Here is a 16,957-nt window from a genome sequence, read left to right on the forward strand (position 1 = left end):
GGCTCAGCGGAAGGCGCGTTCGGTGAATTCGTCGGACTTGAGGTCCAGGCCGAAGCGGATGCGTTTGTATTCGATGCGGGTGTACTCGCCGGGCTGGTCCAGCACGTTCATGGTCAGCCGGGTCGGCACGGCCTTGCCGTCCATCACGCGCACGTCCTCGTAGACCAGCGCCCGCACGGGCTTGTCGTCGTTCGCGCGGCGGAAGTACTCCACGCGTACCGGGTAAGCCTGCCTGTCGGCGCCGACGTAGAGGCGGTAGATCACCTTGCCCCACGACACCGGCGCGGTGGGCAGCGGCGTCAGCGCGATGGTGTAGTCCTCCACCGCCTGGCCGCCGGCATCCTTGCCCGGCGCGCTGCCGACCAGCACATAGCTGTAGTGCCTGGCGAGGTCGGTCTCGCGCATCAGGTCGTCGTTGGTGAAGTGGCTGCCCATCCAGTTATCGCCCAGCATGGAGTTGCCCATCACGGTGATGCGGTTGGTGCGCGGATCGTAGAAGCTGATCTTCTCGCCGACCTTGAGGGTGGCGTTGTCCCGCCACAGCGCCGGGCCCAGCATGCGCAGCAGCACCTTGGCCGCGGGCGCGCGGTCGTCGGTCATCACCAGCAGGTCGTACTCGCGCTCGAAGCTGGTCTTCTTGATCTTCATGCCCATGACCGCGGCCGAGGTCTTGCCGCGCAGGATGTGCTCGGCGCCGTAGATCCATTCGGCAAGCGTGCCGTTATCGACCGTCGTGGCGGCCCGGGCCGGGCCGGACGCCAGCACGGCGCAGGCCGCGCAGGCGCCCAGCACTTTGAGGACTCGGAAAAGATGGGTGGGCATATGCATGGGCTTACTCCTGTGTACGGTGATGCGCCGCCGCGCAGCCGGCGGCGAGCGGCGGCGAGCAGAAGGCGGAAGGGTCGCGGCGATAGCGCAATGCCGGGTTGCCCGGGTGCAGGGGAACGCCGGCGCGGGCAATGAACAGCAGTTCCTCGTCGCAGCCCAGCAGATGGCCCAGCCGCGCGCGCAGGTCCGGATGCTGCAGGGCGACGCTGAGCGGGTGCAGGCTCAGCCCGGACGCGCTGGCCGCCAGCCAGAGCCGGGCGATGGCCTCGCCCGCCAGCACGTGGCGGCAGGGCGCCTGTGCGTGCGAGGCGGCGGTGCTCAGGTAGACCACGGCCGGGCTGCTGTGGATCAGGCGCTCGATCTGCGCGCCGACGCTTGCCGATGCGCCGAACGGTCCCAGCGCGCCGAGCAGCCGCGGATGCAGCAGTACGCGGTGCAGGCAGCGGCGCCACGCGGGCATGGGGCCGAACAGGCTCTGGATGTGAATGCCGGTGCCGTCGCGCGGCTGCCCGGCGCCGCCGAACACCAGGTGCCGGTAGGTCTCGCGCCAGGCCGCGCCATGGACGAAATCGCGCATGGCGTGCTGCCGATAGAAGGCGCCGAGCTGGCTGTAGCGCAGGCCGGGCTGCACGGCGTGCCAGTGCCATTGCTGGCTTGCCGGCACCCCCGCCAGGCTGTGCGGCAGCACGTCGTGCCGGGTCGCGTCGGGCAGGTCGAAACCGCCGTCGCCGGGGGCGTGGTAGAGGCCGCGCTCGGTGCGGCGCCGGTGCAGGGCCGCGGTCAATGCCGCCAGGCCGGGCGAGCGCCGGCGCGCATCGAAGGCGCCCAGCTCGATTCGCGCCAGCGGCTCCAGGGCGCCGTCCAGCATGTCCTGCTGCCCGCCGGGCAGCAGGCTGGCGCCAGCCTGCCAGCCTGACAGGCGCAGCAGGTTGAGCAGGATGGCTGCGAAGCCGCCGGCGCTCAGATGCATCTCGCCCCGCATGGCGGGCAAGGCGTTCAGCGCCCGGCGCCGGTCGATGCCGATCACCAGCGCATGCGGCGCCGCGGCGGGATCCGCATGCGGATGGCCGTGCGCGTCCAGCAGGCTCACATGCCAGGGCTGGCAGTTGTGCGAAGACGGCGCCAGCGCCGCCAGCGCAAGCAGTTGCCGTATCGCCTCCAGCCCGTCAGGCGGGCATGCCGCGCCGCGCTCCCGGCTCACGTCTTCTGCACCAGTTCGAAGCCATGCAGGCGGGCCAGCGCGCCGATCTCCCTGACCTGCGCGGTGCTGATGGCGGCTTTGCTGAAATCGCGCCGGATGCCGGCCAGGCCGAGCAGCAGGGTTTCCCCGGCGCAGGCGTAGACCTTGCCGCGCGCGAGACGCATGCCGGGCAGGTCGAAGTCCGGCGCCAGCGGCAGGTTGACGATGCCGCCGCGGATCAGGCGCACATTGGCGTGCGCCGTCAGCGAGGCGGCATCCACATCGCCCGGCACCGCCACGTCGCACACCAGCACGGCGCGGTCGGGGGCGAAGCAGGTGGCGTCGAGGAAGGTGCGCGCGCTATTGGACGCGCTGATCACGATATCCGCCTGGCGGCAGTGCGCCGGCGTATCGGTCAGGCGTACCAGCGACTCGCCCAACAGATACGCGGCCAGTTCGTCCGCGTCCGGCAGGGCGCCCGCGCCGAAGCGCCGGCGTACCCGTTCCATCAGCCGGCCCTCGGGCGCATCGGCCGCGCCGACGGCCTGCCGGCTATGCAGCGTTTCGATCAGTTCGGCGGCGAGCGTCGCCACCACGGCCTGCAGGCGCGCCTGCGATCCGGCCCGCCCCAGCAGCAGCAGGCTGGCGCACTCCTGTGCCAGCAGGGTGGCGTGCACCTGGCCGATGTTGCCGGCGGCGCCTGCCACGGCCACGCAGGCGTCGGCCATGCGGATGTGCTGCTCGCGCGCCGCCTCGCGCACGGCGGCCATGCTGGTGGCCACGGTCAGTGCATTGCCGGTGGTGACGGCGGGATGGTCGTGGTCGAAGTCGGTGCAGTTGGCGGTGACGATCGAGGTATAGCCGCCGAAGCCGACCAGGCAGCAGCCGTCCTCCCTGGCCTGGCGGTAGGCATGGTGGACCTGGCCGCGGATCTGCCCGGACTTGTTGAAGCGCATGTCCACCTCGATGGCCTCGGCGTCCATCAGGATGCCGTACAAGGCCAGCTCCACCTCCCGGCCCAGCGGGGAACGCACGCGGCGGCGCGCCACCAGCTGCGGCTCCAGCGCGTGCTGCATGTGCACGCGCAGCTCGCCCAGCTGGTGGTCGGAGAGCGCGGCCAGGGCCGGGTCCCACTCGCGCAGGCTCTCGATATCGATCAGGTGGGCAATAAAGCCGACGCGCTCGCAAGGTGCCTGCAGGCTGGCCTGGACGGCCGGCGCGGCGGCGGTGCGCGGCGGCTCTGCCGCCGCGGGCCCGGCCGGGCCGGACAAGTGTTGCAGCAAGGCGGCGGCGTCGCCCGCATCCAGCAAGGCGCACAGCGCTTCCAGCGCATGGCAGGCCAGGCGGATATCCTCGGCGCCGAGATAGGCCGAAGGCTGTATGCGCAGCACGCGGCGGCGCCCGAGCGAGGGCAGCACGCGCACGCGGTGGCCGTGCAGCAGGTAGCCCGCGCACAGCATGCCGAGCATTTGCTGCTGCGACAGGCTGGCCAGCACCGCGGACGGGTGCTCCGAGAAGTCCTCCAGCTCCACGCCCAGCATGCAGCCGCGCCCGCGCACATCGCGTATGACCCCGGGCCAGCGCTTCTGCAGGCCGCGCAGCTCGTGCAGCAGTGCCTGGCCGAGCCTGGCGCTGCGCCCGGCGAGGTCGTCGCGCTCGATGATCTCCAGGCTGCGCCTGGCGACCGAGGAGGACAGGTCGTCCTCGGCGAAGGTGGAGCTGTGCAGCATGCCGAATTCGGGGTGATAGAGATCCTTGCGCACGGCCAGGGCGGAGATCTTCGTCAGGCCGCCGCCCAGTGACTTGGCGAAGGTGAGGTAGTCCGCCGGCAGCTCGCAGGCATGGCTCTCGACGGGGTGGCCGGTGCGGCCGAGCCCGCACTGGATCTCGTCGGCGATCAGCGCGACTTCCGGGTATTGCGCGCGCAACTCGCGCAGCAGGGTCTTCTCGGCCGGGCCGAGCTCGAGCACGCCGCCTTCGCCGCGGATCGGCTCGTAGATCACCGCCGCCAGCGTGGGCGCGGTGCGCCGGACCAGCCGCAGCGGATTGAACTCGAAGGCGAAGTAGGCAAGGCTGCGCCGCGCCACGTCGTCCAGGAAGTCCTGCGGCTGCTCGATAAAGAGCGCGCCGCTGTGGTTGCGGATGAATGGCAGCCGGGCGTCGCGGTTCCACGTATGGGCGAGCGAGCCCATGGTCTTGCCGTGGAAGGCGCGCGGGAAGGCCGCAATCACCGCCTGCTGGTTGAAGGCCTGCTGGTTGGCCGCGCCCAGCGCGGTCAGCAGGTCGTCCAGCGACGCCAGCGGCTCCTGGCCGAGCAGGCGCTCGCAGGCTTGCAGCAGCGCTGGCTCGATCCGCGCCTCGCCGCGTTCCAGGCGGGTAAGCAGCTCGCGCACATTGGCGGCGCAGGCGTTGGCCAGGTGCTCGATGCGCTTGGTGTAGGCATAGCGGGCATGCTTCAGCGCCGCCTCGACCGCCTCGGTACCGGTGCTGAGCAGGGCGATGCTGAAGGCGGTGCCGGTGTGCCGCAACAGGTAATCGGCCAGGCTGTCCTTCAGGTCCGCCGCGCGCTGGCGGCACGAGCCCTGGGCGAGGAAGGGCCGCCGCCGGTCCAGGCAATGCTGCATCACCTGGGTGACTTCCGGATGATAGTGCCCAAGCAGGGAGGCGCCGAAGCCGCCGACGAGGTCGAGCACCGGCACCTCCTGGCCGTCCTCGCCGGCCATGAAGAGATGGTCCCCCATGGCGCGGGTGTACTCGACGAAGACGCCCGCGGCGGCGAGCAGGTCTTCCTTGCCGAGGATGGCTTGTCCTACGCTGGTCTGTATCGTCATCGTGCCTGGCCTGTTCCGTGCCTGAGTTCGCGGCGAAGTTGCCGCAGCAGCTGATCCTTGAGGACTTCATTGCCTCCCGAAAACAGCGTGGAGGGAAGGGCGTTGCGCAACTGCCGCTCGACGTCGCCCTCGAGCACGCCGCTGGCGCCGTGGATATGCAAGGCGTCCAGGCCGTTGCGGATGCTGGCCTCGGAGACCAGCAGCTTGGCCATGGCCGGGGTGTCCTGGCCGGACTGCGCGTGGTCCAGCTCCCAGGCGGCCTTGAGGCAGGCAAGCCGCGCGCTTTCCAGGCGCACGTGCATGTCGGCGATGCGATGGGCGATGGCCTGGTGCGCGATCAGCGGCTGGCCGAACTGCACGCGCGTCTCGGCGTGCTGGCAGGTGCGGCGCAGCTGGCGGCGCATCGCGCCCAGGTAGATGGCGAACAGGCAGCTGCGCTCCCACGCCATGCTGGCCTGGAAGATCGGGCCGCCGTTGCCTTCGGCGCCGAGGCGCTGCGAGGCGTGGACCCAGGCGCCGTCGAAGCGGATATCGCCCATGGCCGTGGTGCGCAGGCCGACCTTCTCGTGCGGCTTGTGGCTGAGCTGCACGCCCGGGGTGCGGCTGTCGAGCACAAAGGCGCTGTAGTCGAGGAAGCCCTTGCCTGCGCCGGTACGGGCATGCACGACGATGAAGTCGCATACCGGCGCGTTGGTGATGTAGCGCTTCTCGCCATGCAGGCGGTAGCCATCGCCGTCTCGTGTGGCGGTGCAGCGCATGGCATTGATGTCGGAGCCGGCGCCGGCCTCGGTGATGGCGTGCGCGCCGATCTGGCCTTCCTGCACGATGGCCGGCAGCCAGCGCTGCTGCAGCGCCGGGTCGCCGAAGCGGGCGAGGGGATGCAGGCAGGCGCACAGGTGGGCGGCCAGCGCGAACAGCAGGCCGGTGTCCTCGCAGTGCTCCGCCAGGGCTTCCAGCGCGAACACCAGGTCCAGTGCGCCGAAGCCCTCGCCGCCGTGCTCCGGTGCTACCGTGAGCGCATGTACCCGCTGGCGGGCAAGCGTGGACCACAACTCCCGGGAAAAGCGCCCCTGGCGGTCGCGTTCGGCCAGGCCGGGGTCCTGCAAGTCGCGCCCGAGGGCGGCCATGCGCCGGGCGATATCCCGGTGGCGCGGGCTGGTGGAGAAGTCCATGGGCTCAATCTCCGCTTTCTTCAAGAAGGAGGTGGTAGTTGATGCCGCCGGTACCGAAGGCGTTGACGGCGGCGCGCCGGATGCGCGGCCCGCCGGCAGGCCATGGGCTGGCCTGCTCGAGCGGGTCGAAGTTGTGCCCGGACAGCGCCAGTTCCGGCTTGATGGGCGCGGCGAAATGATTGGCGGGCAATTCCTGCTTGCGCAGCGCCAGGATGGTCTTGATCAGGCTGGCCATGCCCGCCGCGGCGAAGCAGTGGCCGAAGCGCGACTTCAGGGCGCCCAGGCGCAGGGTGCGGGCCTGGTCGGCATAGACCGCCGCCAGCGATGCGATCTCGACTTCGTCGCCGATGGCGGTGCCGGTGCCGTGCGTCTCGACGAAGTCCACGGCGCCTGGCGCGAATTCGACCTGCGCGAAGGCGCGCTGCATCGACGCGATCTGTCCGGGCGGATTGGGCGCGACGATGGATCGGCTCTGCGTGCTGGCGGCGATCGAGCGGATCGCCGCCATGGCGGGAAGGCCCCACCGGTCGGCATCGGCCTTGGCACACAGCACCACTACCCCGGCGCCGTCCCCCGGTGTGAAGCCGGTGGCTTCCCGCGTGAAGCTGGCGATCACGCCGGGCGCAAGCATGCGCTGCGAGGCGCACAGCACGAGGTCAGCAATGTTGACCGGGGCTTCCACGCCAGCCACCACGGCCAGCCGGCAGCGGCCGTTGCGCAGGCTGTTGACGGCCAGCTCCAGCGCGGCCAGCGAACCGGCGCAGGCGGCTTCCACGGCCACGTGGCGCGCCGCGGCGCCCAGCGCGCGCGCCAGTTCCCGGCTGATGCCGCTGGCGCAGAGCTGGTGCCAGGTTTGCCCGTCGACGCATGGCGCCGGCTCCTGCAGTGCCCGGGTCCGCAGCTGCGCCACCGCGTGCCGCGCGGCGTCATCCGGCAGCCCCAGTTCCCGCGCCAGTTCTTCCAGCGCGGCGGCTATCCGTGGCAGCAGGTAGCGCGCGGCCAGCTGTTTTTCCGGCGCCAGCGTCAGGTTGGAGGCCGTCACCACCAGCAGTGGGCCAGCCTGCGCCGCGATGCCGTCGGGCAGCATGGAAAAGGCTTCGCGTGCGGCCGACCGGGCCAGCTCGAAGGCGGGTGCCCGCAGCGGCAAGGCGGCGTCGCCCCGGGCAAGCTCGCTGAAGGATGCCTGTGCGGCGTAGTAGCTGATCGGCGCCTGCGGGTCCGGGTCGTGGTAGGCCGCGCGGCCAAAGCGCTCGGGCGGCAGCGCGCGGAAGCGATGTCCAGGCGCGCGCAGGGCCTCCCAGTAGTCGCTGCTGTCGCGGCCGTCGCCGAAGCACGCGCCCAGGCCAAGCACGGCGACCGGCGCGGCGGCCGGGGCGGCGCAGCCTTCGCCCGCCGGCGAGCCTGCCTCGGCCAGGCAGATGCGATAGCGGGCGCCATCCAGGCCGGCGCCGAGCACGGCGGTTCGCACCGTGCCCGGCGTGCCGGCGGCCGGCGGACAGCCGCGCTGCTGGAGCAGGGCGGCCTGGATGAGCGCGCTGAGCGCCTGTATGGCGTAGCCGTAGCCGCATGCCTTGTGCGCCTGCAGGCTGGCACGGGGCGGGATGCTGCCGCCGCTACCGCCCTCATCGGTGCCACCGCTGCCACCGTTGTCTCCGATGCCGTCGAGCACGTAGAAGCGCCGCTCCGCATCGTGCGCCGCCGCCGCGGGTTGCCGGCGCGGGCCCGCCAGGGGTTCCAGCTCGATGCGCGCTATCCGCGCGATGGCGCGCCCGGCGGCGGCGCGGCCGTCCTGCAGCACCAGCGCGCAGGCGCCTTCGCTCAGTGCCGCCGTCAGGCCGGCGGGCAGGCGCTCGCGCAGCACTGCTTCGGCCAGCGGCGACGCCAGGCACTGCGCGCCCAGCAGCAGCACGGTATGCGCCTGGCCCAGTTCGATGGCATCCATGGCCGCCAGCAGCGCTTCGATCCCGCCCAACTCCTGCGACTCGAGCGCCAGCGCCCGGCCGCGCAGCCGGAAGTGCGCGGCCACGCGGGCCGGCATGGTGCTCGCCATCTCGCCGACCTTGTCGTGGGAAGTGGCGCGGAAGACCGTATCGAGCTTGCGCTTCCAGGCCTGGCGGCTGGCGGCGATGCCGGTGCCGTCCAGCGGCCAGCAAGCCTCGGCCCACGCGACGGCGGCGATGCGGGCATGGTTCTCGTACTGCCGGTTCATGCCGAGCGCGGTGCAGAAGATCACGTCGGTGCGCTCGCGGTCGATCGCGTCGTCGTCCAGGCCGGCTTGCCCGAGGGCTTCGCGCGCCAGCGCCAGCAGGTCCAGCTGCACCTGGTTGATCGAGTTCCGGTAGATCGGCGGAATGCCGAATTCGGCATAGCCGGCGCGCGGCGGGCCGAGATGCCGCACCTGCGCGGCGTGCGCGGATGCAGCGGCGGCGGGATCGCACAGGCGTTGCCACAAGGCATCGAGCCCGTCCGCGCGCGGATACCGGCAGGCCATGCCGGTAATCGCCATGCCGGCGCGGGTGCCATGCTGCCCGCTCATGCGCGCGCTCCCTGCTCCAGCTGCCGGCTCAGCTGGCGATAGTCGATCTTGCCGTTCGGTGTCCTGGGCAAGGCGGCATGCTGCGTGATGCCGTGCGGGATCATGTAGCTCGGCAGGAAGTCCGCGCAAAAGCGCTTGAGATCCAGCGCCGCGAGCGGCTGGCCGGCGGCGCGCGTCACATACCACGCATGCACGCGCGGCGAAGCCGAGCCGTGGCCGGGGTGGGCCAGCACGGCCACCTCGTGAATGGCCGGATGGCGCGCCAGGGCCGCCTCGATCTCGCCAAGCTCGATGCGGTAGCCGTTGAGCTTGAACATGCGGTCCTTGCGGCCGCGATAGACCAGCAGGCCGTCCACCAGCTCGCCGTAATCGCCGGTCGCGTGCATGCCGAGGCGGTGATTGGGCGTATTGGGGTCCGCCTCGCGCTGCCAGTAGCCCGGCGTCACGCAATCGCCGCGTACCCAGATCTCGCCCAGCTGCCCGGCTTGCATGATGGGCTGGCCCGCCTCGTCCTGGAGCCAGACCTCGGTCGCGGCGACCGGCGTGCCGACGGGCAAGGGCGCGTCGCTGGCCAGGTCGGCCTCGCTCACGCGATGGTAGAGGCAGACATTGGTCTCGGTGGGCCCGTAGAAGTTGTAGAAGCGGCAGTCCGGCGCCAGCTGCCCTGCCATCGCGCGCAGCTGCGGCTTCGGCATGACCTCGCCGGCGAACACCACGCGGCGCAGCGAGCAGGGCGCCATGCGGGCCCAGGCATCGGCCCGGTTGAGCAGGGCCAGCATCGACGGCACGGTGTAGAGCACGGTGATGGCCTGTTGCTCGAGGATGTTCGCCACCAGCGCCACCTGCCTGGTCTCGGCTTCGCTGGCGATGTACAGCGCCGCGCCGGCACGCAGGCTGGCGAACAGGTCGAAGGTGCTCAGGTCGAAATTGAAGCTTGCCAGGTTCAGCAGCCGGTCGCCGGGATGCAGCGCCAGTTCATCCACGCTCCAGCGCACGAAATTGTCCAGGTTGCGGTGGCTCAGCTGGACGCCCTTGGGCTGGCCGGTCGAACCCGAGGTATAGAGCACGGCGGCCACGTCGTCCGGCCCGCACGGCAGTACCGTTGGCCAGACTTCATGGCAGCCGGCGCCGGCTGGCTCCGCCGCGGCGGGTGCCATACCGGCGAGCTCGCGCAGGTCGGCGCTCAGGCTGACCACGGCGGCATGCGGGGAAGGGGGCAGCGGGAACGATTCGTGGTGTTCCTGCTCGTCGATGACGATGAGCCGTTCGAGCACGCTGGGCAGCGCCTGCCGCAGCCACATGGCCGCATGCGCGCGGTCCACGATCAGCACCCTGGCGCCGGCGTCGCCGACGATGGTGTTGGCCCGCTCCACGGGCTGTGCGCCATCCAGCGGCAAATAACGGTTGCCGGCGAACAGCGCGGCCAGGATGCCGAGCGCATAGGTATTGCCCTTGCCCATCCAGAGGGCCGTGGCCGAGCCTGGCGGGGGCAGCAGGCCGCTGCGCGCAAGCCGTCCCACCCAGCAGGCCGCCTGGTGATAGGTCGCGCCGGCGCCGGCCAGCAGGAAGGGCGCCGCAGGCCGTTCACTCGCATGGCGCAGCAGGGCGAGGTGAACCAGCGCGTGCGGGTCGGGCGTATTCATGGCCGGTGTTCTCAAGAGCATTGGGCGGGCCGGCTCATTGCGCCAGGAGACGGTTTTCGTGCGCCGCCTCGACCAGGATCCGCAGGGCCTCGTCGAGGTCTTCCCTGGTATGGGATGCCAGCACGCTGATGCGCAGCCGGGCATCGCCCACCGCCACGCCCGGAAAGACCACGGTCTGGCAGAACAGGCCGCGCCGGCGTACCGAGCGCCCCATGGCCATCGCGCGCCCTTCGTCGCCGATGACGATGGGGATGATGGCGCTGGCCGATTGTTCGGTATCGAATCCGCAGCCTTCCAGCGCGGATTTGAGGTAGCGGATGTTGTCCCACAGCCGTTGCAGCCGCTGCGGTTCGGCTTCGAGGATGTCGAGCGAAGCGATCAGGCCGGCGGCCACCGCCGCCGGAATGGTGGCGGCGAACACATAGGCGTTGGCGTAGAAGCGCAGGTAGTCGATGACCTCCTGGTCGCCCGCCACGAAGCCGCCCTGGCCGCCGAGCGCCTTGCTCATGGTGCCCACCTCCAGGTCGGCGGCGCCCTTCATGCCGAAGTGCTCGGTGGTGCCGGAGCCGGTGGCGCCGAGCACGCCGGTGGAATGCGCATCGTCGATCAGTACCTTGGCGCCGTATTTGCGGGCCAGGCGCGTCAGTCCGGGCAGGTCGACCACGTCGCCGTGCATGCTGAAGACGCCGTCGGCCACGATCAGCCGTCCGCCCGGCTTGCCGTCGGCGCGGCGGAGCACGTCTTCCAGCGAGGCCATGTCGTTGTGCGCGTAGATCTTCTTCGCCGCGCCGGACAACTTGCAACCGTCCTGGATGCTCATGTGGTTGTAGACGTCGGTGATGACCAGGTCGTTGGCGCCAAGCAGGGCGGAGATGGTGCCGAGGTTGGCCGAGTAGCCCGACGGGAACACGATGCAGTCCTCGCGGCCCTTGAACCTGGCCAGGCGCTGCTCGAGCGCGAGATGCAGGCGGGTGGTGCCGCCGATCAGGCGGCTGCCCGTATTGGTGGCGCCATACTCGCGCACGGCCGCGGTCATGGCCTCGATGACGCGCGGGTCGTTGGCCAGGCCGAGATAGTTGTTGGAGGCGAACAGCAGGAACTCGCGTTCGCGGCCCTCGTACTTGTCGAAGATGCGCGCGCGGTTGGTGCACAGGCCATTCGAGGCCATGCCATACCAGAACTCCCCGTGCGCCTCCCGTTCCTGCAGGAAACGGGAGAAGCGCCGCGCCTTGGCGAACAGGTCGGACTCACCGCCGCCGATGAAGTCGCGCATGGTGAGGCGCGCGTCTTCCTGTCCGCGCTGTTCCCGCTGTTCCCCCTGTGCACTCTGTCCACTCTGTTCGCCGGCCTGCGCCGCGCACTCCGTCTGCGCGGCTTCGGCCGGCGCGGACCGGAAGATGGCCGCAGGCTCGAGCGCGAACCTGGCGAAGCCCTGTATCAGGGCGCCCAGGGTGTCGAACTGGTCCGCGCTGACGCGCTCCGCGCCCTGGAAGACCTTTTGCAGGTCGGCGACGATGGCGGCCAGCATGATCGAGTCGATGCCGAGTTCCTCCTGCAGCAGCGCGTCGGGATCGAGTTCGGCTTCGGCGTACTGGGAGTGCGTCATCACCACGTCGCGCACGGCGGCGAACTTTCGGGCATGGTCTATCAATTCGGCTTCGTTCATGGCGGCTTCGTTCATGGAACTTCCCAGGGACAGGTAATAGGACGGGGCCGGCACGCTCAGTCGGCGGCCATCTCGCTATGCGTGACGGGATCCGGCTGCGCGGCCGCCGCGATGGCGGCTTGCGCCGGCCGGTTTTCCAGCGCGGCCCGGGACAGGGCGTCGCGCAGCTTGAGGTAGTAGGCGTTGACCTTGTCCAGGGCGATCAGCTTGTTGGCCTTCAGGTGGGAGATGCGCGGCTCCTGCCCGCGGATGGCCTCCATATCCTTGGCCTGCTGGATGTAGCGTTCCATGCGGCACATCATCCATGGCCGCACCCTGCGCCAGACCGGAATCGGCAGCGGCTTGATCATCGGCAGCAGCAGGTCCCGCTTGGGCTCCTGGTAGCACACGCAGACCCAGCAGTTGTCGTCGTCGATGGGCGTGGCGATCACGTAGACGTCGAATACGTCGTTGCGGATCTGCACCATGTTCGGCATCTGCACATCGACGCCGATGCGCCAGCCGCGCTTCCATGGCAGCATGGCGTGCAGGGTTTCCTCGGCGGTGCGCTCGTCGTCGGCGCGCAGGATGAAGTTGCTGCTGATCAGGGTGCCATTGACCTCGCATTTGAAGTCGTCGACGCGGCCGCCCTTGGGGTCCCAGATGTTGAGCGCGGAGCCCTTGTGCACGAAGGGCACGTGATACACCTCGCAGACGCTTTCCACGTAGCGGGTGTAATGCACCGGCGCATTCCAGCCGTAGCGCGAGGTAAAGCCCTTGTACCGGCTGAAGTTCTCGAACATCGGCACCGGCGGCAGCGTGTCCGCCTGCCCCGCGCCGGTCCAGAACCAGATCAGCCCGTGCTCCTCCCGCAGCGTGTAGGAGCGCACGCACATGGCTTTGGGAATGGTGCCGTTGCGGCCCAGTACGGGCATGTGCACGCACTTGCCTTCCTGGTTGAACTGGAAGCCGTGATACGGGCAGGCGATATGGTCGCCATGCTGCTTGCCATTGCTGAGCGGGATGCCCTTGTGCGGGCAGCGATCGTCCAGGCAGACCGCGCGGCCCGCGTTGTCGCGGTAGAGCACCAGTTTCTTGGAGAAGCGGGTGATGCCGACCGGCTTTTTCCGTACATCTTCACTGCGCAGGATGGCGTACCACTGATTGGGAATCATCGGGATACCTCGGCGGGTTGTGGAGCGGACTGCAGGCGTTCGATCAATTGCGTCAGGGCATGGACGCTGGCGAAGTTGTCCGGATGCACTTCGCCGACGGGAATGCCGATGGCGAACTGCCGGTGGATGAAATCGACCACGTCGAAGAGCGCAGCCGAATCCAGGATGTTCAGGTCCAGCAGCGCGGTGTCGGCGGCGATCCGGGTGCCGTCGCCGAGAAAGCTGTCGCTGATGAACTCGATCAGCGTTGCGGAGGTGCCGGGTGCGCCGGGGGTACCGGATGTGCCGAATGTGCCGGATGTGCAGTTACGCGATGCCATGACGAACTCCCGCCGAGGATTGCTTGAGGTGCCAGAGCCGGTGGATTTCGCGAGCGAGCAGCTCTGGCGTGTTGTGTTTGTAGAGCGAGTCGGGCGCCACGCCGATGCCGTGCTCCTGGTCCAGCTCGGAGAGGATCTCCAGCGAGGAAACCGAGTCGAGCGCGAGTGCCGCGAAACTGTCGTCCGGGTGGATCCTGGCGGGGTCGGCGCGGGTGATCATGCCGATCCTGGCGACGATCCAGGCGCGGATGTCCTTGATGGTCCAGGCGGCAAGCTCGCCGGCCGGCGCGGATGGCGGGACCGCTTCGCGCAGGTCGTCGGAGCGGTGATAGACCGGCAGGTCGCCGGCCAGGAAGTCATGGCGGATCGCCATGCGCTGCAGCTTGCCCGAGGAGGTGACCTTGATGGTCTTGCGCGGCACGAACAGGATGACCTGCGCCTTGATGCCGTAGTTCTCGATCACGCGCGCATTGATGCGGCGGGCGGCCTCTTCGTAGTTTGCCAGCGTGCGCGGGCATTCCGCGGCGATGGCGATGACCTCCGCGCCGTCGACCGACAAGGGGAAGGCGGCGAAGCGGCAGTTGACGAACTCCGGGCACGCCAGCGCGGCGGCCTGCTCGATATCCTGCGGATAGTAGTTGGCGCCGCGGATGATCAGCAGTTCTTTCATGCGCCCGGTGACATACACCTCGCCCTTGTCGACGAAGCCCAGGTCGCCGGTTCGCAGATAGCGGCGGGTGCCGCCGGCGATGGTTTGCCCGAAGGTCTTCTCCGAGCCCTCGGGATCGCCCAGGTAGCCCTGGGCAACGCTGGGACCGCTGATCCAGATCTCGCCGATCTCGCGATCCATGCGTTCGCGGCCCAGTTCGGGATCGACGATGCGCAGGTCCAGGCTGGGGTGCGTCCTGCCGCAGCTCACTACTGCCTGGGCGCCGGGCGCGCCGTGCTCCTGCGCGCGCAGCAGGCCCCTGGCCAGTGCGCGCGCATCCACGTTCATCGCGCGGAAGTGCTCGGCGTGCGGCTTGCCGGTGACCATCAGGGTCGTTTCCGCCATGCCGTAGCAGGGATAGATCGCTTCCGGGCGGAAACCCGCCGGGGCGAAGCGCGCGGCAAACTCCGTCATGGTGCGGTGGCTGATCGGCTCGGCGCCGCAAAAGGCGATGTTCCAGCTGCCGAGATCGAGCTTGCCGAGATCGCGTTCGCGGATATGGTTCACGCACAGCTGGAACGCGAAATTCGGCCCGCCGCTGCTGGTGCCCCGGAACTCGCTGATCGCCGCCAGCCAGCGGTAGGGGTTGCGCACCAGCATGCTGGTTGGCATCAGCAGGGCGGGAAAGCCTACGTGGGTAGGCTGCAGCACGCCGCCGACCAGGCCCATGTCATGGTAGGGCGGCAGCCAGATCACCGAGCGGCTGGTCTCGCGGCGATGGTGGAAGCAATCCTGGATCAGCTGGGAGTTATCCACCAGGTTCCGGTTGCTGACCATGACGCCCTTGGGCTTGCCGGTGGAGCCGGAGGTGTACTGCAGCATGGCGATCGCGCCGGCATCGGGCGCGAACGGCGCCAGGCTGGTGCGGCGCTCGGTCTGCAGCTCGGCCACCGGGCACCAGCGGATGGCGGCCAGCGCGGGATCGTGCCGCAGGTGGGACAGGGAGGTGTCGAGGCAGTCCCGTTCGGCCAGCACGATGCCATCGCGCAGGTCCATCAGGATGTGCCGGATGCGCTCGGCCTGCAGCGCGGTGCCGGGCGGGAAGGTGGGCACCGCCACGGCGCCGGCGGCAATGCAGCCGTAGAACGCGGCCACGAAGTCCTTGCCTTGCGGCAGTACGATCACGACCCGGTCCTGGCGCGAGGCGCCGGCACGCCGCAGTTCGCTCAGCGCATGCGCGTAGCGGCCCACCAGCTCGGCAAGCTGCCGGTGCGAGACCAGTTCGTCGGCGCCGTCCTCGGCGCGCAGGAAATGGTAAGCCAGTCCGTCGGGCTGTTCGCAGGCGTTACGCCGGATCGCATCCAGGAAGGTACGCTCCGTCAATCGTTGCGGCAAGACGCTGTCTGTCACGGTTCCGGTCAGCATGCTGTTGAAGGTCGTGGATGGGGTTCGGGAACGGCGCGCAAGCGTGGAGACACCCGGGCGCGACGGCGCGGGGACTTGAAGGCGAGGCGCCGGCGGGATGCCGGCCGGTGTTCAGGACACTGTCTAGGCCAGCGCCGGTTCTTCGGTGTTTCGCGCTGCGGTGCGCGGACCGCAGGCGGTGTCGATCAGGCAGGCGACGATATGCTGGCCCTGTGCCAGGATCGGCACGCCGGCCCGTCGCGCGCGGAAGCCGGCGTTGCGCAACAGGCGTTCCACGCCCAGCGGGGAGACGGTGATCAGGTGTCTGGCGCCGCGTGCCTTTGCGCACGCCAGCGCGGCGCCGAGCAGCCTGACGGCCAGCGGCGAGGACAAGTGCCCGAGCGCGTCGCCCGTTGCCGAAGCGGCGGGCGTGGCGGCAAAGCGCGACAGTTCCCAGACCTCGGCCGAAGCCGGCGGGAGCGCGCCATTCAGGAGTTGGGGGAAGACATCGCCGAGAAGATAGGGGCGCGTGGTAGGCAGCAGCCGGGCGGTCCCGACCACTTCGCCGTGCATCTGCGCAGCCACGTAGACCGTATCCGGCCGGTCAAACTGATCGAGTTCCATGTCATCGTCGCAGCGCAGCTGCCAGCCGAGCGATTCCACGAATACCTTGTGCCGGTAGCGCGCGATGCGTTGCATCATCGCCGGCGTCAATTCGTGCGCATTTCCCGAAACGATTTCCACATGTTCTCCCTGCGTCTGGACAGGGTTCGATTGAACTATGGGCGGGGGAATCCCGTAACTACCAGAAGTGGTGGATCGGCCGCGCGGGCGGGGCGCGCGCGCCGGCGAGGATGTCGCAATGAAAAGCCTATATGGAGGCGGCTTGTGTTTTGTGGCACCGGTTCCAGCGATGCCTCGGGTCAGCGTTTCCTGGCGGCCTTTGCCTGCTGTGCTACCGGCCACGCCAGCATCGCGGTGGCGGCGAGCGCCTCCAGCGCGGCGCGCGGCGTCCCGTCGCGCGCCTGCATCGACATCCCCAGCATCACCGTGTTGAAGAACCGGGCGAGGCCCGCCGCATCGGTGCCGTCCGGCAGCTCGCCGCTGGCGATGCCTTGCTGGATGCAGGCCTGCAGGGCCAGTTCCTTTTCCTTGCGGCGCTGGCGCAGCGTGTCCTCGATATAGGCGCAGTCGGCCGGGCAACTGCTGCCCGTCATCAGGAAGCATCCCGCCGGGTTGCCCTTGGCGCTGAACAGCGCCGCCGCGCCGCCCAGCAGCGCCTGCACGGCTTCCCGCGCGCTGCCGGCACCTTGCAGCGGACGGTAGAGCAGGGCGCCATGGGTTTCCGCGTAGCGGTCCACCGCTTCGTAGAACAACTGCTCCTTGCTGCCGAAGGCGGCGTACAGGCTCGGGGCGGTGATCGCCATCGCCTCGGTGAGCGCGGCGATGGAGGTGGACCCGTAGCCATAGCGCCAGAACAGCGACAAGGCCTGGCCCAGCGCCTCGTCGCGATCGAATTGCCTGGGCCGCCCGCGGCCCGCACCGGAAACACTCTTTTTCATAGTGGTCATTAT

The 16,957-nt window shown here is 69.6% G+C and carries 12 protein-coding genes; all 12 read right to left on the reverse strand.

The genetic code is table 11. From position 1 onward, the window contains the following. Positions 1 to 3: 3 nt before the first annotated feature. The 12 genes from AC3FOF_RS20415 to AC3FOF_RS20470 all read right to left on the reverse strand — a co-directional run bounded on the left by AC3FOF_RS20415 (position 4) and on the right by AC3FOF_RS20470 (position 16,954). Positions 4 to 828, reverse strand: a complete 825-nt coding sequence (locus AC3FOF_RS20415) for an outer membrane lipoprotein-sorting protein (RefSeq protein ID WP_488727617.1) — start codon at positions 826 to 828, stop codon at positions 4 to 6. A 4-nt stretch (positions 829 to 832) separates the two neighbouring features. Then, complete coding sequence (locus AC3FOF_RS20420) at positions 833 to 2,029, reverse strand: hypothetical protein (RefSeq protein WP_488727618.1); 1,197 nt, start codon at positions 2,027 to 2,029, stop codon at positions 833 to 835. Next, positions 2,026 to 4,839, reverse strand: coding sequence for an aminotransferase class III-fold pyridoxal phosphate-dependent enzyme (locus AC3FOF_RS20425; protein ID WP_488727619.1), 2,814 nt, complete (start codon positions 4,837 to 4,839; stop codon positions 2,026 to 2,028). The genes AC3FOF_RS20420 and AC3FOF_RS20425 overlap by 4 nt, the downstream gene beginning before the upstream one ends. Continuing rightward, positions 4,836 to 6,011 (reverse strand): acyl-CoA dehydrogenase family protein, encoded by a 1,176-nt coding sequence (locus AC3FOF_RS20430; protein WP_017225876.1) that lies wholly within the window; start codon positions 6,009 to 6,011, stop codon positions 4,836 to 4,838. Before AC3FOF_RS20430 ends, AC3FOF_RS20425 begins: the two co-directional genes overlap by 4 nt. Before the next feature lie 4 nt (positions 6,012 to 6,015). After that, a complete protein-coding gene (locus tag AC3FOF_RS20435; protein WP_488727620.1) occupies positions 6,016 to 8,547 on the reverse strand; it encodes a polyketide synthase in 2,532 nt (843 codons plus the stop codon). Continuing rightward, positions 8,544 to 10,190 (reverse strand): AMP-binding protein, encoded by a 1,647-nt coding sequence (locus AC3FOF_RS20440; RefSeq protein ID WP_488727621.1) that lies wholly within the window; start codon positions 10,188 to 10,190, stop codon positions 8,544 to 8,546. Before AC3FOF_RS20440 ends, AC3FOF_RS20435 begins: the two co-directional genes overlap by 4 nt. Positions 10,191 to 10,224: 34 nt before the next feature. After that, positions 10,225 to 11,871, reverse strand: a complete 1,647-nt coding sequence (locus tag AC3FOF_RS20445; RefSeq protein WP_488727622.1) for an aminotransferase class I/II-fold pyridoxal phosphate-dependent enzyme — start codon at positions 11,869 to 11,871, stop codon at positions 10,225 to 10,227. A 41-nt stretch (positions 11,872 to 11,912) separates the two neighbouring features. After that, positions 11,913 to 13,010: a Rieske 2Fe-2S domain-containing protein gene (locus AC3FOF_RS20450; protein WP_488727623.1), complete on the reverse strand. Its 1,098-nt coding sequence runs from the start codon at positions 13,008 to 13,010 to the stop codon at positions 11,913 to 11,915. Then, positions 13,007 to 13,330, reverse strand: a complete 324-nt coding sequence (locus AC3FOF_RS20455; RefSeq protein ID WP_488727624.1) for a hypothetical protein — start codon at positions 13,328 to 13,330, stop codon at positions 13,007 to 13,009. The genes AC3FOF_RS20450 and AC3FOF_RS20455 overlap by 4 nt, the downstream gene beginning before the upstream one ends. Then, positions 13,317 to 15,404 (reverse strand): AMP-binding protein, encoded by a 2,088-nt coding sequence (locus AC3FOF_RS20460; protein WP_488727625.1) that lies wholly within the window; start codon positions 15,402 to 15,404, stop codon positions 13,317 to 13,319. The genes AC3FOF_RS20455 and AC3FOF_RS20460 overlap by 14 nt, the downstream gene beginning before the upstream one ends. A gap of 123 nt (positions 15,405 to 15,527) precedes the next feature. Then, positions 15,528 to 16,127 (reverse strand): acyl-homoserine-lactone synthase, encoded by a 600-nt coding sequence (locus tag AC3FOF_RS20465; RefSeq protein ID WP_276267034.1) that lies wholly within the window; start codon positions 16,125 to 16,127, stop codon positions 15,528 to 15,530. Positions 16,128 to 16,306: 179 nt separating this feature from the next. Continuing rightward, complete coding sequence (locus AC3FOF_RS20470) at positions 16,307 to 16,954, reverse strand: TetR/AcrR family transcriptional regulator (RefSeq protein ID WP_017228914.1); 648 nt, start codon at positions 16,952 to 16,954, stop codon at positions 16,307 to 16,309. Between the last annotated feature and the right edge of the window lie 3 nt (positions 16,955 to 16,957).

Source organism: Cupriavidus sp. 96C5-1 (assembly GCF_057798855.1).